The sequence below is a fragment of the Algibacter sp. YIN40 genome (assembly GCF_057219435.1).
Genome location: NZ_JBXVVC010000004.1, coordinates 156,589 through 174,162 on the forward strand (window position 1 = coordinate 156,589; position 17,574 = coordinate 174,162).

Annotated in this window: 23 protein-coding genes; 21 read left to right on the forward strand and 2 right to left on the reverse strand. The window is 33.3% G+C overall.

Annotated elements, in window-relative coordinates:
• The first annotated feature begins 36 nt into the window (after positions 1 to 36).
• Complete coding sequence (locus AC2D6V_RS14140) at positions 37 to 507, forward strand: hypothetical protein (protein WP_484649337.1); 471 nt, start codon at positions 37 to 39, stop codon at positions 505 to 507.
• Entirely contained in the window at positions 497 to 697 is a 201-nt protein-coding gene (locus AC2D6V_RS14145) for a helix-turn-helix transcriptional regulator (protein WP_484649339.1), read from the forward strand. Before AC2D6V_RS14140 ends, AC2D6V_RS14145 begins: the two co-directional genes overlap by 11 nt.
• A 67-nt stretch (positions 698 to 764) precedes the next feature.
• Here AC2D6V_RS14145 and AC2D6V_RS14150 read toward each other — a convergent pair whose 3' ends face one another.
• Positions 765 to 1,613 carry a DUF2911 domain-containing protein gene (locus AC2D6V_RS14150; protein WP_484649341.1) on the reverse strand — a complete coding sequence of 283 codons (849 nt, stop codon included), beginning with the start codon at positions 1,611 to 1,613 and terminating at the stop codon, positions 765 to 767.
• A 98-nt stretch (positions 1,614 to 1,711) separates the two neighbouring features.
• Here AC2D6V_RS14150 and AC2D6V_RS14155 point away from each other — a divergent pair, with 98 nt between their 5' ends.
• The 19 genes from AC2D6V_RS14155 (at position 1,712) to AC2D6V_RS14245 (ending at position 16,141) form a co-directional block, all read left to right on the forward strand.
• A complete protein-coding gene (locus tag AC2D6V_RS14155; RefSeq protein WP_484649343.1) occupies positions 1,712 to 2,386 on the forward strand; it encodes an MIP/aquaporin family protein in 675 nt (224 codons plus the stop codon).
• 98 nt (positions 2,387 to 2,484) lie between these two features.
• Positions 2,485 to 3,141 (forward strand): TetR family transcriptional regulator C-terminal domain-containing protein, encoded by a 657-nt coding sequence (locus AC2D6V_RS14160; RefSeq protein WP_484649345.1) that lies wholly within the window; start codon positions 2,485 to 2,487, stop codon positions 3,139 to 3,141.
• 10 nt (positions 3,142 to 3,151) lie between these two features.
• Entirely contained in the window at positions 3,152 to 4,465 is a 1,314-nt protein-coding gene (locus AC2D6V_RS14165; RefSeq protein WP_484649347.1) for an ABC1 kinase family protein, read from the forward strand.
• A 1-nt stretch (position 4,466) separates the two neighbouring features.
• Positions 4,467 to 5,093 (forward strand): flavin reductase family protein, encoded by a 627-nt coding sequence (locus AC2D6V_RS14170; RefSeq protein WP_484649349.1) that lies wholly within the window; start codon positions 4,467 to 4,469, stop codon positions 5,091 to 5,093.
• A gap of 2 nt (positions 5,094 to 5,095) precedes the next feature.
• A complete protein-coding gene (locus tag AC2D6V_RS14175; protein ID WP_484649351.1) occupies positions 5,096 to 6,520 on the forward strand; it encodes an SDR family oxidoreductase in 1,425 nt (474 codons plus the stop codon).
• A 241-nt stretch (positions 6,521 to 6,761) separates the two neighbouring features.
• The gene (locus tag AC2D6V_RS14180; protein WP_484649354.1) at positions 6,762 to 7,190 is read left to right on the forward strand and encodes a hypothetical protein; all 429 of its coding nucleotides are present in this window, start codon (positions 6,762 to 6,764) and stop codon (positions 7,188 to 7,190) included.
• Positions 7,187 to 7,459, forward strand: coding sequence for a TIGR03643 family protein (locus AC2D6V_RS14185; RefSeq protein ID WP_484649356.1), 273 nt, complete (start codon positions 7,187 to 7,189; stop codon positions 7,457 to 7,459). The genes AC2D6V_RS14180 and AC2D6V_RS14185 overlap by 4 nt, the downstream gene beginning before the upstream one ends.
• Positions 7,460 to 7,509: 50 nt before the next feature.
• Complete coding sequence (gene folE, locus AC2D6V_RS14190) at positions 7,510 to 8,199, forward strand: GTP cyclohydrolase I FolE (protein ID WP_484649358.1); 690 nt, start codon at positions 7,510 to 7,512, stop codon at positions 8,197 to 8,199.
• A 4-nt stretch (positions 8,200 to 8,203) separates the two neighbouring features.
• Entirely contained in the window at positions 8,204 to 8,422 is a 219-nt protein-coding gene (locus AC2D6V_RS14195) for a hypothetical protein (protein ID WP_484649362.1), read from the forward strand.
• 157 nt (positions 8,423 to 8,579) lie between these two features.
• Positions 8,580 to 8,795, forward strand: a complete 216-nt coding sequence (locus AC2D6V_RS14200) for a hypothetical protein (protein ID WP_298238774.1) — start codon at positions 8,580 to 8,582, stop codon at positions 8,793 to 8,795.
• Positions 8,796 to 8,818: 23 nt separating this feature from the next.
• Positions 8,819 to 9,502: an SDR family NAD(P)-dependent oxidoreductase gene (locus AC2D6V_RS14205; RefSeq protein WP_484649372.1), complete on the forward strand. Its 684-nt coding sequence runs from the start codon at positions 8,819 to 8,821 to the stop codon at positions 9,500 to 9,502.
• A gap of 4 nt (positions 9,503 to 9,506) precedes the next feature.
• Entirely contained in the window at positions 9,507 to 10,043 is a 537-nt protein-coding gene (locus tag AC2D6V_RS14210; RefSeq protein WP_484649374.1) for a glutathione peroxidase, read from the forward strand.
• A 5-nt stretch (positions 10,044 to 10,048) separates the two neighbouring features.
• Entirely contained in the window at positions 10,049 to 10,225 is a 177-nt protein-coding gene (locus AC2D6V_RS14215; RefSeq protein WP_484649378.1) for a Lacal_2735 family protein, read from the forward strand.
• Positions 10,212 to 10,673 carry a TspO/MBR family protein gene (locus AC2D6V_RS14220; protein WP_484649381.1) on the forward strand — a complete coding sequence of 154 codons (462 nt, stop codon included), beginning with the start codon at positions 10,212 to 10,214 and terminating at the stop codon, positions 10,671 to 10,673. Before AC2D6V_RS14215 ends, AC2D6V_RS14220 begins: the two co-directional genes overlap by 14 nt.
• A gap of 40 nt (positions 10,674 to 10,713) precedes the next feature.
• Positions 10,714 to 11,175, forward strand: coding sequence for an SRPBCC family protein (locus AC2D6V_RS14225; protein ID WP_484649383.1), 462 nt, complete (start codon positions 10,714 to 10,716; stop codon positions 11,173 to 11,175).
• A 98-nt stretch (positions 11,176 to 11,273) separates the two neighbouring features.
• Positions 11,274 to 12,581: a cryptochrome/photolyase family protein gene (locus AC2D6V_RS14230; protein WP_484649389.1), complete on the forward strand. Its 1,308-nt coding sequence runs from the start codon at positions 11,274 to 11,276 to the stop codon at positions 12,579 to 12,581.
• A 63-nt stretch (positions 12,582 to 12,644) separates the two neighbouring features.
• Complete coding sequence (locus AC2D6V_RS14235; RefSeq protein WP_484649392.1) at positions 12,645 to 13,715, forward strand: SMP-30/gluconolactonase/LRE family protein; 1,071 nt, start codon at positions 12,645 to 12,647, stop codon at positions 13,713 to 13,715.
• Between the two features lie 20 nt (positions 13,716 to 13,735).
• Positions 13,736 to 15,403 (forward strand): formate--tetrahydrofolate ligase, encoded by a 1,668-nt coding sequence (locus tag AC2D6V_RS14240; protein WP_484649395.1) that lies wholly within the window; start codon positions 13,736 to 13,738, stop codon positions 15,401 to 15,403.
• Between the two features lie 90 nt (positions 15,404 to 15,493).
• Entirely contained in the window at positions 15,494 to 16,141 is a 648-nt protein-coding gene (locus tag AC2D6V_RS14245) for a hypothetical protein (protein WP_484649399.1), read from the forward strand.
• 119 nt (positions 16,142 to 16,260) lie between these two features.
• On the opposite strand, the gene murA is transcribed toward AC2D6V_RS14245, so the two are convergent.
• A complete protein-coding gene (gene murA, locus AC2D6V_RS14250; protein ID WP_484649404.1) occupies positions 16,261 to 17,571 on the reverse strand; it encodes a UDP-N-acetylglucosamine 1-carboxyvinyltransferase in 1,311 nt (436 codons plus the stop codon).
• Positions 17,572 to 17,574: the final 3 nt, after the last annotated feature.

Sequence of the window (17,574 nt, forward strand, 5' to 3'; positions counted from 1 at the left end):
GCATCTGACTTTATTATTAACATTTAAATTAAACAGATGAAAACAAATTATTTATTACCCAACAAGTATAAGCTACTCGGGTGGACTTTACTCATTATTGGAGTTATTTCAGGTTTATTCATGTTTTCAATGGATTACGAGAATGAACCCATAAAAGTTACTGTATTTTCAATTCTAAATGAATCAATTCTTGAATCTGATCGAGGTAATTTCAAACTAATAGAAACTGGTTTTTTTAATGAAATAGCTTCTTTATGTTTAATTATTGGAGGACTTATTATCGTCTTTACAAAAGAAAAAATTGAAGACGAATTTATTTATAAATTGAGAAAAGATTCTTTAGTATGGGCTATCATTTTTAACTATATAGTTCTTATTCTTGCCATTCTTTTTATTTATGATTTGAGTTTTTTCCATGTATTGGTATTCAACATGTTTACACCCTTGCTATTTTTCATTATCCGTTTTAATTTCTTAAAACTAAAATCGAAAAGTCATGAAGAATAATATAAAAGTACAACGAGCCATCCTTGACTTAACGCAAGCCGATTTAGCAGAAAAAATTGGTGTTAGTAGACAAACCATAAACGCTATGGAAAAGAATAAGTATGTTCCCTCAACTGTACTTTCACTAAAAATTGCAAAACTTTTTAATAAGCCTCTAGAAGAAATTTTCTTTTTAGAAGATACTGATTAAACAAAAAAACGCAACCTTTTTAAAGTTGCGTTTTTTTATTTTATAATATCACTCGATAAGTCAATGCCTACATCGCTCCCCACTCCTTGAGAGAATCTTTATTCATCTTTACGTAATCGTCATTTCCAGCCTTTTCAGCATGCATAAGAGAAGCCTTTGCAGCAGCGATAGCAGTATCTTTACTACCAGCTTTAGCATGAATTACCGACTGTTGCCTTAATACCCAGAAACGTGGTTTATCTTTAGTCATTTCAACGGCTTTGTCAATCCATTCTTTCGCTTTATTAATATCTTTACCTTCTTGTAAATAATATAAAGCAGAAGAGAAATAATCATTTACTCCAGGACCACTCATCGCATTATTTATGCTTGCTAAAACAGCCTCGTCCGTTGGAACATTAAATGGCACTGCCAAATATGTTTTGTCCCATAGAATAGCTATCGTTGCACTACTATTTTTCAAATTACTAATATCCATTGTAAAAGACTCGACACTATACTCCATCGGGTATGATTTTACATTAGTTTTCGCAGTTACATGCTCTGCATCTAACTCCTTAGGCGTCCCAAATTCTTTTCCATCATTGTAAAAAATAACATCCCAAGATTCTGTGTTAGGGATAGTAAAAATAGAGTATGAGCCCGCTTTTAAACTTTGCCCATCAATTGTTACGTCTGTGCTAAAAGTAATTTTTGTTCTGGCATTGGCACCTGTTCTCCATATTTTACCATAAGGAACCAAACTCCCAAAAACTTTTCGATCTTTCACGCCTGGTCTCGAATATTCGAGAGTAACATCTGTTAACCCAACTTTTTGTTCCAACTTAGCAAAAGGACTAGGTGCAGGGGTTTCAACTTGCGCATTCACAGAAAAAAATAATGTAAATGCTAATAAACTTAAAAGTAATTTCTTCATTTTGTATAATTATTAATGATTAGATTTTCAATTCAATAAAATTAACAAATCTCTTTCCTATTATTGTTAACAAAAGCTTAAAATAAGACGTTGTATATTTGCACAAAGCAAAAGACATGAAACAATATTTGGCAGAAACAATAGGCACTTTTGCCATGGTTTTTTGTGGTTGTGGTGCCATGACCATTAACGAAATAACCGGTGGAAGTGTTTCTCATGTTGGCATAGCTGCAACTTGGGGGCTTATCGTAATGGCTATGATTTATGCTTTTGGCGAAATATCTGGCGCACATTTTAATCCGGCAGTAACAATAGGCTTTGCATTTTCTAAGAAATTTGCTTGGAACAAAGTCCCAAAATATATTCTAGCACAAGCAATTGGAGCCATTTTCGCGGCATTTCTACTTTGGCTTCTGTTTCCCGAAAGTCAGTTTTTAGGAGAAACAACCCCCGCAGAAGGTTTTACACCATTCAAAGCAGCTATTTTAGAATTTCTACTAACTTTCTTTTTAATGATAGTTATTATTAATGTTTCTACAGGCAGTAAAGAAATAGGAATAATGGCAGGCATTGCTATCGGAGGTGTTATTCTACTTGAAGCTATGTTTGCGGGCCCCATGACAAAAGCGTCTATGAACCCTATTCGTTCTATTGCTCCTGCGCTCTTTACAGGGAATTTTCAATACTTATGGCTTTATATATCTGCGCCTATTCTGGGCGCTATTGCGGCGGTTTCTAGTTGTAAATTGGTTAAAGATGAGCAGTGTTGTTGAATTTCAATAAGAAATCCTTATAGTTCTATATATTATTTTGTTTAACTTATTTTTATATTTGTTAAACATTTTATATCTTTACCATAAATTCAAACAGTATGGCAAAGAAAAAAGCAATTTCCAAAAATGATATTATCACGTGGTATATGGATTATGTTTTAGAGCATGATGCAAATCCAAAAACAGTATTTGCCTTTTCAAAACTGAACAACTTTGAAGAAGCCCATTTCTACAAATATTTCGCTTCTTTTGAAGCTATAGAAAAAGGAATCTTTAAAGCATTCTATACAAATTCAATTAATGCACTTCAAAAAAGTGAAGACTACGAAATTTTTGATGCAAGAAACAAGCTCTTAAGTTTCTATTACACATTTTTTGAAAACCTAACAGCAAATAGAAGTTACGTAAAGCATGTTTTAGATAAGTATAGTAAAGACCTCAAGGGATTAAAAATACTATATGGGTTAAAGCAACATTTCACACATTTTGTTAGTGAATTAGGCATTCAAATGTTAGACATTAAACAAGAACAGTTCGAAAAAATTCAAGATAATGCACTAAAAGAATCCGCTTGGTTGCAGCTACTAATGACCATGAAGTTTTGGTTGGATGATACTTCAGCTTCATTTGAAAAAACAGACATATTTATTGAAAAATCTGTTAACACCACTTTTGATGTTTTGGATATAGCTCCATTGAAAAGTGTTTTGGACTTAGGTAAATTCTTATTCAAAGAAAAATTTCAAATGAATTAAAAGGCAACAAATGAAAACTATAGATAACATACCGACATCAAAAATTCAAAGAGCCAGTAAATTAGTATCAACTGGGGCTAAAGTTGGTGTGAATTATTTAAAATATTACGGTGATAAAATTGTAAATACGGAGGAGGAAGCAAAAAAACGGCTGAATCAGAATAATGCCTCAGATATTTATGACGGGTTGAAACAATTAAAAGGTAGTGCCCTTAAGGTAGCTCAAATGCTTAGTATGGAAAAGAGCATAATGCCGCAGGCTTATGTAGAGCAATTCTCTTTAGCCCAATTTTCTGTACCGCCACTATCACCCCCTCTAGTTATAAAAACATTTAAAAAATATTTTGGAAAACATCCAAATGAACTATTTGATACTTTCAATGCAACTTCTGTGAATGCTGCCAGCATCGGTCAGGTGCACATGGCAACTAAGAATGGGAAAAAACTTGCTGTGAAAATCCAATATCCAGGAGTTGCGGAAAGTATTGCATCAGATTTAGCTATGGTAAAACCTGTGGCTATGAGCATGTTCAACATTAAAGGAAAAGATTCAGATAAGTATTTTAAAGAAGTAGAAAACAAATTATCTGAGGAAACGAATTATATTTTGGAAGTTGAACAGAGTAAAGAAATTGCCAATGCTTGCGCTCATATTTCAAATTTAAAGTTTCCGAAATATTATGAAGACTTTTCTTCTGAACGTATCATTACTATGGATTATATGCATGGTGAACACCTTTCGGAATTTACGGCGTATAATAGAGACCAAGAGAAAGCACATAAGTTAGGGCAGGCACTATGGGATTTTTACATGTACCAGATTCATAACTTAAAAAAGGTACATGCAGATCCACACCCTGGTAACTTCCTTATTTCTGAAAAAGGAGAATTAATTGCACTTGATTTCGGGTGTATGAAATCGATCCCTGACGAATTTTACACCCCTTATTTTGAGCTTGCAAAACCAGAGAATATAAACAATAAAGAATACTTTGTTTCGAAACTTTATGAACTTGAAATTTTAAAAGAAGATGACACAAAAGAAGAGTTAGCCTTTTTTACAGAAATGTTTCACGAAATGCTAAGTCTATTTACACAACCTTTTCATAAAGAAAGTTTTGATTTTTCTAACACAGATTTCTTTGGCAAAATTGCAGAATTAGGCGAGCGTTATTCAAAAAGCACCGATTTAAAGAAAATGAATGGTAACCGAGGTTCCAAACATTTCATTTACATCAATAGAACATTCTTTGGTTTGTATAATTTAATGTTCGACTTAAAATCAAAAGATATTGAAATAAATAACTTTTTAAGGTTATCTTAGCATGAACTACTTTGGTGAAGAAGACATTCAAGACTTAGACCATATCTATAAAATTAATTTAATTAATAGTTGTTCAGGCTATAAGTCAGCCAATTTAATAGGCTCTATTTCAGAAAATGGTATTGAAAATGTATCTGTATTCAGCTCAGTAACCCATGTAGGCTCAAGTCCCGCTATGCTTGGCTTTTTTGTAAGACCAACAACTGTTCTTAGGAATACATATGAAAATTTAAAATCGACAAGCTTTTACACCATCAATCATATTCACAAAAATATTATTAGCGAAGCGCATCATACCTCTGCTAAATATGATAGGGATATTTCAGAGTTTGATGTTACCAATTTAGAACCGGAATACAAATCGGGATTTTTAGCACCATTTGTAAAGGACTCACCAATTCAACTAGCCATGGAGTTTGTTGAAGAATATAAAATTAAATCAAATAACACCATTCTAGTTATAGGAAAAGTAAAAGGGTTTTATATCAAAGATAATCTTATTGAAAACGATGGGTTTATTAACCTATCCAAAGCTGAAGTCGCAGTCATAAATGGATTAGATGGTTACTCAATACCAGAATCTAAAACACGCTTCGGCTACCAAAGGCCAAAGCAATTAAAACAGTAATCGTGAATATTCTTGTAACAGGTGCAACAGGCTACATAGGAAAACGTCTTATCCCTTTTTTATTAAATGAAGGGCATATTGTTGTTTGTGCGGTTCGAGATAGATTAAGAGCAGAAAAGAGTTATTTTGAAGATGAAAATGTCTATGTGATTGAAGCCGACTTTTTAAAACCAGAGACTCTTCAAAATATTCCAAAAAAAATAGATGTTGCTTATTATTTAATGCATTCCATGTCTAACTCTTCGAGGGATTTTAAATCTCTTGAAGAGCTTTGCGCTATAAATTTCAAAAATTATATTGAAACTACGGATGCTGAACAAGTTATTTATTTAAGTGGTATTACAAATGAAGATAAACTTTCTAAGCATCTACAATCTAGAAAGAATGTTGAAAAATGCTTAGCTTCTGAATCCTATGCTTTAACCATTTTTAAAGCAGGAATTATTGTTGGTTCGGGTAGTTCTTCATTTGAAATTATAAGAGATTTAGTGGAGAAATTACCGTTTATGATTGCTCCAAAATGGCTAAATACGAAAACTCAACCTCTGGCTGTTAGAGATGTACTAGCTTTTTTATCTAGGTCTGCAAGAAACCAAAGTGTGTACAACAAGACTTATGATGTTTTTGGTCCGGAAGTTATTACTTATAAACAGATGCTATTGCAATTTGCAGAAGTACGCGGTCTAAAACGTCGCATTTTAACAGTTCCTGTAATGACGCCAAAATTATCCTCTTATTGGTTGTATTTTGTAACATCAACCTCGTACAAATTGGCATCCTCCTTAGTTGATAGTATGGGTGTACAAATAATTGGAAAACCGAGTGAAATAAATTCAATTTTAGAAGTAAATCCTATTACTTATAAGGCAGCTGTAGAATTAGCATTTGAAAAAATTGAACAAAATAGTATTGTTTCCAGTTGGAAAGATTCTATGGTAAGTAGTGGCCACTTAAGAAATAATTTACACAAATATGTAAATGTTCCCAAGTTTGGCTGTTTTAAAGACTATAAAGAACGTGAAGTGATTAACTCGGAAGAAACCATCCGAAAAATTTGGAGTATTGGCGGTACTAATGGATGGTACTACGGGACTATTTTATGGCGTATAAGAGGTTACATTGATAAGCTTTTTGGAGGTATTGGGCTAAGACGCGGAAGAACGAGTCTAACAGAATTAAATGCCGGGGATGCCTTAGATTTTTGGCGTGTTATTTTTGCTGATAAAGCACAAAAAAAGCTACTTCTGTATGCTGAAATGCGCTTGCCTGGTGAAGCCTGGTTAGAATTTAAAATAGAAGACAATAAGCTAAAGCAAACGGCAACATTCAGACCCCGAGGACTTTGGGGCAGATTATATTGGTACTTTGTATTACCTTTTCATGGTATCATTTTTTCTGGAATGATTAATAGACTTGTAAAAGTTTAATCATCTAAAAGTTGACTTACCCCTGGAAATATCTCAATTAGATAATCGCCTATCTTTTTTTTAAAATAGAAAGATAAATGAGAAAATTTAAAATATAGGGAATTTAAGCTTGCCGGATACAACCAAAAACAAAAATGACATTAACCTATAAGTTTTATCGATACTATCATTAATCATTTTGTTTATTATTTTTTAAATAATGTTAAACAATTTTGTATATTTGAAATATTAGCTTTTATGCATGATACTAAACACAACACATCACAATAAACAGCATAAACAAATTATAAATGATTTAATTGGTAGATCATTTACCCTTTTCGAATCTTTGAAAATGAAAGGAATAGGATCCAAACGGATGATAATTAGCGAGGTAAGTCCTAATTTAAAATCTTTAATGAATGTGGTATCTGATATTAATTATGGAAACATAGAATTACGAACCAACGGCATATTAATTTTTATTAATAGAGGTTTAGAAAACTTCACTTGGATAATACCCTACTATCAATTAGTAATGTACAAAACGAACGGAGCTAGTATACATGCCCAAGGAAAATTTATACACTTTAAGAACAATAAAACATTCAAAGAAAACAAACGGTTTTTTGACAAAATGTTAAATGAAAAAATTAAGTGCGACGATCAATATAATTTTCAGATTATATGATATTATCTATTGAAGATATTGATAGAATCATTGAAATGGCATGGGAAGACAGGACGACTTTTGATGCTATATCATTTCAATTTGGATTAAAAGAACAAGAAGTTATTCAATTAATGCGAAAAGAAATGAAACCAAGTAGCTTCAGAATGTGGAGAAAACGTGTTCAAGGTCGTTCAACAAAACATGAAAAACTAAGAGTATTTGAAACAAAACGATTTAAATGTAGTAGACAGATGCATATAAGCCACAACAAAATTTCAAAACGTTAACGTACTTTGATTAGAAGCTTAAATCTAAGACAGCACATAAAAAAGAGAATATGCAATTAGAAAAATTAAGAACAGACGGACGTAAATTAAATGGATTTTCTACCCAAGATATTGGAGACGATCACCTTTTAACTGGATTAGAAACTCCTATGAAAGCAGATGCTTTTAAATTAACAGACGCAGAAAAAAAAGAACGTATTGCCATTTTATTTCAAGAGATAATGGAAGTGATGGGGTTAGATTTAAATGATGACTCATTAAATGGCACTCCGAAGCGTGTTGCTAAAATGTATATCGATGAAATATTTTCAGGCTTAAATCCGGCTAACAAACCAAAGGTTGCATTATTTGATAATAAATATCAATACAACCAAATGTTGGTGGAAAAAAATATTACATTTTATTCTAATTGTGAACACCACTTTGTTCCAATTATTGGTAAAGCTCATATCGCGTATATTTCTTCAGGAAAAGTTATTGGCTTATCCAAACTCAATAGAATAGTACAATATTATGCCAAACGTCCACAAGTTCAAGAACGTTTAACAAATCAAATTGCAAACGAATTAAAATCAACTTTAGAAACAGAAGATGTAGCCGTACTTATAGATGCTAAACATTTATGTGTCTCTTCTAGAGGTATTAAAGATGATACCTCTTCGACCGTAACCGCTTTTTATGGTGGAAGATTCAATACCTCCGATAAAATTACAGAATTACAAAATTATTTAAACAATTAAGAATATGGAATTAATAAACAGAGCATTAGAATTTGAACAAAGAAAAATGAGGTCACTTTCAACTAGTGATCGTGTAAAAATTTCTAGAGAGGCAAAAGCTTTAATCTTAGATTTAAATCAAATTTACAAGGTTAAAAAAGATGAACAAATAATGCAAATAATGAAGCGCTTAACTGTGATAAAACGAAAAGTTGAAAAGCGATTAAAAGGTCGTTTGTTATAATAGTATAACTATCAAAAACAAGTGGTTAATCTAGTAAAATATTAAAATATAACTAATAAATCGACATAAAAATAGGTAATCTTCTATAATTTATTATATTGCGAGAATGTGCATATAGTAGTGCATTTTACACAAAAATTATAGTAAGATTAGAATTATGGAAATTATTGACAAAGCTTTAGAGTTCGAACAACGCAGACATACGTTTAAAACAACTAGCGAGCGTATTGAATCTTCTAGAGAGGTTAAAAGTTTAATATTAAGTATTAATGACCTTTATAAAGAGAACAAAGATCCTGAATTAATGGATCTCATGAAACGCTTAACAGTTATAAAACAAAAAATAGAAAAAAGGCTAAAGGGCAGGCCATAAAAATTTAAAATGCCCTGAAACCCATGAAAACAATAATAGTAGTTGGTGGAAGTAAGGGCATTGGTAAAGCCATAGTTGCTAATTTATTAACGCATTGCAACGTTATTAACATTAGCCGAAGTATTCCAGATATATCGCATAACAACCTAACTCACCATAGTTGCGATATTACTCAAGATGAATTGCCAGAAATTGAAAATGCAGATGGATTAGTATACTGTCCTGGTAGTATCAATTTAAAACCAATTTCTCGATTAAGCATTGATGATTTTAAAAATGATTTTGAAATCAATGTATTGGGTGCAGTCATTTCTATTCAAAAATATTTACCAATTCTAAAAAATGGTAATAGTCCATCAATCATCCTGTTTAGTACGGTAGCAGCAAAATTAGGAATGCCTTATCATGCAAGTATTGCTACATCCAAAGCTGGTATTGAAGGATTAGTGAAATCTTTGGGAGCCGAGTTAGCGCCAAATATTCGAATTAATGCCATCGCACCTACAGTAACGAATACAGACCTAGCCGCAAAATTACTGAGGAACGATAAAATGATTGAAAACATCAAAGAACGTCATCCACTCAAAAAGTTCCTATCCCCCGAGGAAGTTGCAGATATGGCTGAGTTTCTATTATCTAAAAATTCATCATCTATATCAGGTCAAGTCTTCGAAATGGATTGCGGTATAGTAAGCTTTAAATTATAAACCAATGAATGTACTAAAAGTGTTTGCATCCACCTTTGGATCTAATAATATTGAAAACAAACTAAGCGTCAATTCTATTTACGACATAAAAATTAATGCGCTTAACACTAAACCCATTGATTTATCGAAGTTGAAAGGAAAACACATCTTGTTTGTAAATGTGGCATCTAAGTGCGGCTTTACTAAACAATATAAAGATTTGCAGTCACTGTATGAAAAACATCAGGATAAACTTGAAATTGTTGGGGTACCATGTAATCAGTTTGGCAATCAGGAACCTGGTACTTCAAAGGATATTCAATCCTTTTGTGAAATAAATTATGGTGTTACATTTTTAATCACTGAAAAAGTTGATACAAAAGGTAAGCATCAACACCCGCTTTACACTTGGTTAACTCAAAAAGTGAATAATGGCGTAAAATCGTCTTCGGTAAAATGGAATTTTCAAAAATATTTAATAGACCCTAGTGGCAACTTAGTAGACTACTACCTCTCCTCTACTAACCCTCTAAGTCCAAAAATTGTTAAACACTTAAAATAAAAGCTATGTTCGGATTATTTAAAAAGAAATCAAAAAAAGAAAAATTAGAAGATAAATTTAAGCAACTCATGCAAGAATGGCATAAACTATCAAGTATTAATAGAGCTGCTAGTGACGAAAAATATGCTCAAGCACAATTAATTGCAGAACAAATAAATAGCATGAAGAGTGAAGCTGCTTAAGTATATTGCTATCTTTCTAATTATAAATTTTGGCGCTTTATACATTGGGAGTGAGCTAATGAATAATGGACCGCAAACGGAATGGTATACAAATTTAAACCAAGCCCCATGGACTCCTCCCGGATGGGTATTTGGTGTTGCTTGGACAACCATAATGATTTGTTTTTCAATATACATGGCGTATTTGTATAAATTAAAACCTACCGGAACAGTTGTGGGGTTGTTTAGTATACAATTTATCTTAAACGTTATCTGGAACTATATCTTTTTTAATCGGTACCTAGTTGGCGTCGGTTTTATTATCATTCTGCTTTTAACCATTGTAGTTGCCATTTTTACAATGTCGTTTAGAAAGGACCTTGGAACAAAAACAGTATTGATACTACCCTATTTAATTTGGTTGTGTATTGCTACATCTTTAAACGGTTATATTTTATTCAATAATTAAATTACTGAGATTTCCTGTTTCGAGGAAAAAAACGCGATTTATGAAAATATATAGATTACATAAAAAACAGAATTTGCCAATTACAGTTGATGAGGCTTGGAATTTTTTATCAGACCCTAAGAACCTAAAAACAATAACGCCCGATTATATGGGATTTCATATTTTATCTGGTGCCGATAGACCTATGTATGCTGGTCAAATAATTCAATATATGGTAACACCCGTCTTAGGCATAAAAACCAAATGGGTAACAGAAATAACCCATAGTGTTGACAAACAATATTTTGTAGATGAACAACGTTTTGGCCCTTATGCACTATGGCATCATAAACATTTTATACATAAAATTGATGGTGGTGTTGAAATGGAAGATATTATTGACTATAAGGTGCCTTTTGGTATACTGGGACAGCTAGTACACCCTATTTTAGTGAAACCTAAACTAGAGGAAATATTCAATTATCGTACTGAAAAACTTGAAGAACTGTTTGGTAAATATTAAATCCTATCCCTTTATTATAATAAAAACTTCAAGTACTAAGATTTATAGTATTTCGACTGCGCTCAATGCGACGGTTTATTAAAAATTATATTTTTTGAATGAATGAAAAAGTAAACATATTCTGGTTTAGACGCGATTTGAGATTAGATGATAACGTTGGTCTTTACAACGCATTACAATCAGAACACACTGTTTTACCTATTTTTATTTTTGATTCTGACATTTTAGATAAATTACCAAAAGATGATGCGCGTGTTACATTTATATATGAAACACTTAATGACATGCGCAAGACATTACAAGATAAGCATGACAGAAGTATTGCTATTTATCATGGGAAGCCTAAAGAAATTTTCACCAATTTGGTTGAAGCATACAATATTCTAGAAGTTTACACCAATCACGATTATGAGCCTTACGGTCAAGCACGTGATGAAGCAATCAAATCTTTTTTAGCTGAAAACAACATCGGTTTTAAAACATTTAAAGATCAAGTAATTTTTGAAAAAAGTGATGTTGTAAAAAGCGATGGGACACCCTATTTGGTCTATACGCCTTACATGAAAAAATGGAAGGCGAGCTTTGAGAATAATGATGTACGCTCATTTCCATCGGAAGATAATCTTGAGAGTTTATTTAAGGATAATCAACTTCCTAATATAAGTTTAGCAAATATTGGTTTCAAAAAATCTGACCAAACAATAGAATCGTACACAGTAACCCCTGCTTTAATTCAACAATATGAAGCAACCAGAAATTTCCCAGCTCAAGACACCACTTCTAAGTTAGGTCCTCATCTTCGTTTTGGAACGGTTAGTATTCGTAAAATGGTAAAAAAAGCGATTGCAGAAACCAACGAAATCTTTTGGCAGGAACTCATTTGGCGTGAGTTTTTTATGCAAATCCTTTGGCATTTTCCACATACGATAGATAAAAGTTTTAAACCAAAATATGATCGCATTGAATGGCGTAACAATGAAACTGAATTTAAAGCATGGTGTGAGGGTAAAACTGGCTATCCGTTGGTTGATGCTGGTATACGGCAATTAAACCAAACAGGATTCATGCACAATCGTGTGCGCATGTTGGTTGGTAGTTTTTTATGTAAACATTTGCTAATCGATTGGCGTTGGGGCGAAGCTTATTTTGCTGAAAAACTTCACGATTACGATATGTCAAGTAATATTGGAAACTGGCAATGGGTAGCAGGTTGTGGTGTCGATGCAGCACCTTACTTTAGGATTTTTAATCCAACCACGCAAATACAAAAGTTTGATAAAAACTTAGAATACATTAAAACATGGGTTCCCGATTTTCTGGAACTCACCTACCCACAACCTATTGTAGATCATAAATTGGCTAGAGAACGTTGTTTAGAGACTTATAAAAGTGCTCTGAATCAGTAGCTTTCTATTTTTGAATTTGTTATAAAAAAGCAATAACTTCGTTTCATACTTGATAAAAAACATATGAAACCATCCAACTACGCATTATTCCTTTCCATTTTTATAATTATTAGCTGTAATCAACAGAATCCAAACAAGGACATTGAAGTCCCTAAAAACACAAATAAGCAATTACCCTATTTAACTTATAAGGATGCAACATTATTTCCAGGAAATAGCAGTTTGTTGAGAGCGGAAGATGGTGTGTCTTTAGATGATGGTCGCATTGTAGTAGTTGACCAAGCAAACGGATTAAGAATAATAGAAAAAGATGGCTCCAATAGACCTTTTGGTCATTTCAAAAACGCAGGTTTTATCCATAACCCACCTGAAAATATTGCTGCACCAAATGGAATGGTTTTAGAGCACGATGGAAAACATATATTAATGTGTGATGTTGCTAATGGCAAAATATACAGAACAAATATAGCCTCTGAAGAAGTAGAATTAATCTACAACCATACTTACGGAGTGAACTCAATCTTTTCTGATAAAACTGGAGCAATTTGGTTTACCCAATGTGCCAAAAACACGAACTATCAAGGCATGTTTAAGGAAATTAATTCACCCGGCCCGAATGGAGCGATTTTCAGAATGACAGATTTTAATAGTGCTCCTGAATTAATTAAGGATAGTCTCTATTTTGCAAATGGCGTTACCATGGATAAGGCTGAAAAAAACCTTTACGTTTCAGAAACAGCAATGGACAGAGTACATTCTTTTGAGGTAGATGAACATGGTGAAAAAATTAAATATTCTGGAGTGGTTGCGACAGTTGGAACGCCTGATAATATTCTAGTTGACAGCGATGGGAGGTTAATAGTTGCATCACCAGTTAATAATCAAGTGGTTGCTGTAGATTTCGAAAACCATTCTCAACATATAATTTTTGATGCTTCTACAAAAGAAAATCAAAAAATTACAAATGAATGGTTTCGAAGAAACCATTTAGGTTTAGAGCTTGGAGACTTATTTACTCCAAAATTATATGAACCTCTTCCTGGATTGCTAACAGGTATGTTCTTCTCAAAAGATGGTAAAACTTTGTACATAGCTAATTTAGGAAATGAACTTTTGAAATTGAATTATAAATAATTGTGCAAAATCTATAGCTTATGACTGATTTACAAATTGCAAAAGCCATTACGCTTAAACCTATATCGCAAATTGCAGAAAAATTTGGCGTTAATACAGACGAAATTGAAATGTATGGTAAGTATAAAGCAAAACTCCCTTTACAAGCAATAAACAAACAGAAAGTGTCTGAAAGTAATCTTATATTAGTTTCGGCTATTTCTCCAACGCCGGCAGGTGAAGGAAAAACAACTATGTCAATTGGATTATCTGAAGGACTAAATCGCTTGAGCAAAAAGACAACCGTCGTTTTAAGAGAGCCCTCTTTAGGTCCTGTGTTTGGTATTAAAGGAGGTGCAACTGGTGGAGGCTACTCTCAAGTGCTTCCGATGGAAGATATTAATCTCCATTTTACAGGCGACTTTTCAGCGATTGAAAAAGCACACAATTTATTGTCTGCAATTATTGATAATAATATTCAGAGTAAAACAACGTCCTTGCGTATTGACCCTAGAACCATTGGTTGGAAACGCGTTATAGATATGAACGATCGTGCATTACGACGTGTAATTGTGGGTTTAGGAGGTACAACCTCTGGGGTGCCTAGAGAAACTGGTTTCGATATTACAGCAGCCTCAGAAATAATGGCTATTCTTTGTTTAGCAGAAAACCTCACCGATTTAAAAAAACGAATAGGTAATATTTTTATTGGCTACACATACGATAAAGACCCTATTTATGCTAAAGATTTAAAGGCAGAAGGCGCTATGACCGTTTTATTAAGAGATGCCATTAAACCTAATCTTGTACAAACCATAGAAGGTAATCCAGCCATAATACATGGCGGCCCTTTTGCAAATATTGCTCAAGGTACCAATACCGTGATTGCGACTTTAATGGGCATGACGCATTCTGAATACACGGTAACCGAAGCTGGTTTCGGGTTCGATTTAGGCGCAGAGAAATTCTTTGATATTAAGTGCCAAAGTGCCGGACTAAAACCAAAAGCCGTTGTTCTTACAACAACCATACGTGCCTTAAAATATCACGGCGGTGCCGATTTAAAATCGCTTACCACTCCAAATGTTGAAGCACTTAAAAATGGACTTCCTAACTTAGAAAAACATATAGAAAATATATTTAAGTTTAAGGTATCTCCAGTAATAGCCATAAATAGATTCGTATCTGATAGCGACGCTGAAATTAACGCCATAAAAGAATTTGCAGCCTCAAAAGGGATTCGTTTGGCTTTAGCAGACGTTTGGGCTAAAGGTGGCGAAGGCGCCCTAGAATTAGCGCAACATGTTATAGACATTGTGGATGAAAACAAGTCTAATTTTAAACCATTATACGATTGGAAATCCTCGGTAACTTCTAAAATCGAGACCATAGCCACAGAAATTTACGGAGCAGAACATGTAGATTATACAGCAAAAGCAAAAGCAGACCTCAGGAAGATTACTAATTTAGGACTAGACCATCTTCCCGTTTGTATTGCTAAAACTCAAAAATCCTTATCCGATAACCCAAAACTATTGGGCCGTCCAAAAGATTTTATTATTACGGTTAGAGAAATTGAAATTGCTGCCGGTGCCGGGTTTTTAATTCCTATAACGGGCGATATTATGCGCATGCCAGGGTTACCTGCACATCCTGCTTCGGAGAATATGGATATTAACGAAGCTGGTGAAATTACTGGGTTGTTCTAATATTAAATATGGTTGTGATAATTTAATCTCAAAAAATAAATGAAAAGATATTTTTCTTATATTGTTATAATTCTTCTTTTAACAAAATGTATGTCAACAAAAAGAATGGCAAGAAAATATCCTTCTGACAAAATCACTTTAGAAAAAACTGAAGAAAACGCTGTATTTCTTGGTATAAATCATGTAGATATACTAAAAATTAAAGGAATGGAATTCTATCACCTATTTGTAATTATACTCATAAAAAATCCTAATGTCCTGCATTCTGACTATGAAGAAAGATCAGCGCAATTTTATGATATAAATACTCGAGACTTTTTAGAAGAAAATGTTGTATACTTTAATAAGCAAAATTATGAGAAAGAGACATTTTGGGAAACGACAATTAGTGCGAGCTCAGAATGCGCATATGACACTACCGCATCAAAACTAGGTAATTTAATTAAAGTACCAAATTTTGATAGAATCGACAACGACAAATCTGGAAAGAGAGTATTTGTTAAAAAAATCGCATCAAATGATGTAGATGTTATTGAACGAGTTTTGGAATATGAAAAAAACTATGATAATTCTCTGAAATATGTTTTACTTCCTGAAATTTCGAAAAACGGCTATAATTCAAACTCTTACTTTCGTGGTGCCTTAGAATATTCAGGACTTATTGATTCACTTCAAGTACCAAGCTGTTTCAAATCTCCTGGACTCTCAAAAGGAGTGAAATTAAAATTTCAAGAATAACACTTTACCTTATAATTCCCTTTTGTTCTTTTTATTATTAGTTAAAAATAGTAAGCATAAGCCTTTTATAACTAATCATACACAAACATGTTATACATAATAGTAAAAAACAAAAAAACTTAATCTATCCGCTCAATCTTAGCCCCAATAGCACGCAAACGCTCTGCAATGCGCTCGTAACCACGATCGATCTGCTCAATGTTTTGGATAGTTGAAGTCCCTTTAGCTGAAAGCGCAGCAATTAACAACGACACCCCAGCACGAATATCTGGAGATGTCATGGTAGTAGCTTTTAAAGTCGATTTATAATCATGCCCAATTACCGTTGCACGATGTGGGTCGCATAAAATGATTTTAGCTCCCATATCAATTAGCTTATCGACGAAGAATAAGCGGCTTTCAAACATTTTTTGGTGTATTAATACACTGCCTCTTGCCTGTGTTGCCACTACTAAAATAATACTTAATAAATCTGGCGTAAACCCCGGCCAAGGCGCATCAGAAATGGTTAAAATAGAACCATCAATAAAGCTTTGTATTTCGTAACCATCTGTATGTGCAGGAATATGAATATCGTCGCCTTGTCTTTCAACAGTAATACCTAGTTTTCTAAAAACATTTGGTATCACCCCTAAATCATTCCAAGATACATTGGTAATGGTTAATTCACTTTTTGTCATAGCTGCAAGCCCAATCCAACTTCCAATTTCAATCATATCTGGAAGTAGTCTATGGTTTGTGCCACCTAAACTTGCTACCCCATCAATAATGAGTTTATTAGAACCTACACCACTAATTTTGGCACCCATTCTATTCAGCATTTTACATAATTGCTGGAGATAAGGTTCGCAAGCTGCATTGTAAATTGTTGTTTGTCCTTTGGCCAATACAGCTGCCATAACAATGTTTGCTGTACCTGTAACAGATGCTTCTTCAAGAAGCATGTAAGTACCTTTTAGTCTTTTAGCTTCAACACCATAAAACTGGTCTTCTCTGCTATAACCAAATTTAGCACCAAGTTTTATAAGTCCTTCAAAGTGGGTATCTAACCTACGACGACCAATTTTATCGCCACCTGGTTTCGGGATATATCCTTTTCCAAAACGTGCTAATAAAGGGCCAACAATCATTATAGATCCTCGAAGTCCTCTGCCGTCTATTTTAAATTGATCGGATTCTAAATAATTTAAATTAACGTTATCGGCTTGAAACGAATAAGAACCTTGTCCTGATTTTTTAATCTTAACGCCTAATTTTTCAAGAAGTTTTATAAGCTTATTTACATCTATAATATCTGGAATGTTATTAATGGTAACCACTTCTGGCGTTAATAAAACCGCACATAAAACTTGAAGCGCCTCGTTTTTGGCGCCTTGAGGCTGAATGCTTCCTTTTAATTGATGGCCTCCTTCAATTTTAAATGTTCCCATAAA

Excerpts from the sequence above, each read along its gene's own strand:
- AC2D6V_RS14210 (WP_484649374.1), top strand. The coding sequence starts at position 9,507 with ATGAATGTACTAAAAGTGTTTGCATCCACCTTTGGATCTAATAATATT.
- AC2D6V_RS14160 (WP_484649345.1), top strand. The coding sequence starts at position 2,485 with ATGGCAAAGAAAAAAGCAATTTCCAAAAATGATATTATCACGTGGTAT.
- folE (WP_484649358.1), top strand. The coding sequence starts at position 7,510 with ATGCAATTAGAAAAATTAAGAACAGACGGACGTAAATTAAATGGATTT.
- AC2D6V_RS14215 (WP_484649378.1), top strand. The coding sequence starts at position 10,049 with ATGTTCGGATTATTTAAAAAGAAATCAAAAAAAGAAAAATTAGAAGAT.
- AC2D6V_RS14200 (WP_298238774.1), top strand. The coding sequence starts at position 8,580 with ATGGAAATTATTGACAAAGCTTTAGAGTTCGAACAACGCAGACATACG.
- murA (WP_484649404.1), bottom strand. The coding sequence starts at position 17,571 with ATGGGAACATTTAAAATTGAAGGAGGCCATCAATTAAAAGGAAGCATT.
- AC2D6V_RS14205 (WP_484649372.1), top strand. The coding sequence starts at position 8,819 with ATGAAAACAATAATAGTAGTTGGTGGAAGTAAGGGCATTGGTAAAGCC.
- AC2D6V_RS14245 (WP_484649399.1), top strand. The coding sequence starts at position 15,494 with ATGTCAACAAAAAGAATGGCAAGAAAATATCCTTCTGACAAAATCACT.
- AC2D6V_RS14145 (WP_484649339.1), top strand. The coding sequence starts at position 497 with ATGAAGAATAATATAAAAGTACAACGAGCCATCCTTGACTTAACGCAA.
- AC2D6V_RS14240 (WP_484649395.1), top strand. The coding sequence starts at position 13,736 with ATGACTGATTTACAAATTGCAAAAGCCATTACGCTTAAACCTATATCG.
- AC2D6V_RS14180 (WP_484649354.1), top strand. The coding sequence starts at position 6,762 with ATGATACTAAACACAACACATCACAATAAACAGCATAAACAAATTATA.
- AC2D6V_RS14150 (WP_484649341.1), bottom strand. The coding sequence starts at position 1,613 with ATGAAGAAATTACTTTTAAGTTTATTAGCATTTACATTATTTTTTTCT.
- AC2D6V_RS14140 (WP_484649337.1), top strand. The coding sequence starts at position 37 with ATGAAAACAAATTATTTATTACCCAACAAGTATAAGCTACTCGGGTGG.
- AC2D6V_RS14170 (WP_484649349.1), top strand. The coding sequence starts at position 4,467 with ATGAACTACTTTGGTGAAGAAGACATTCAAGACTTAGACCATATCTAT.
- AC2D6V_RS14235 (WP_484649392.1), top strand. The coding sequence starts at position 12,645 with ATGAAACCATCCAACTACGCATTATTCCTTTCCATTTTTATAATTATT.
- AC2D6V_RS14165 (WP_484649347.1), top strand. The coding sequence starts at position 3,152 with ATGAAAACTATAGATAACATACCGACATCAAAAATTCAAAGAGCCAGT.
- AC2D6V_RS14185 (WP_484649356.1), top strand. The coding sequence starts at position 7,187 with ATGATATTATCTATTGAAGATATTGATAGAATCATTGAAATGGCATGG.
- AC2D6V_RS14230 (WP_484649389.1), top strand. The coding sequence starts at position 11,274 with ATGAATGAAAAAGTAAACATATTCTGGTTTAGACGCGATTTGAGATTA.
- AC2D6V_RS14225 (WP_484649383.1), top strand. The coding sequence starts at position 10,714 with ATGAAAATATATAGATTACATAAAAAACAGAATTTGCCAATTACAGTT.
- AC2D6V_RS14195 (WP_484649362.1), top strand. The coding sequence starts at position 8,204 with ATGGAATTAATAAACAGAGCATTAGAATTTGAACAAAGAAAAATGAGG.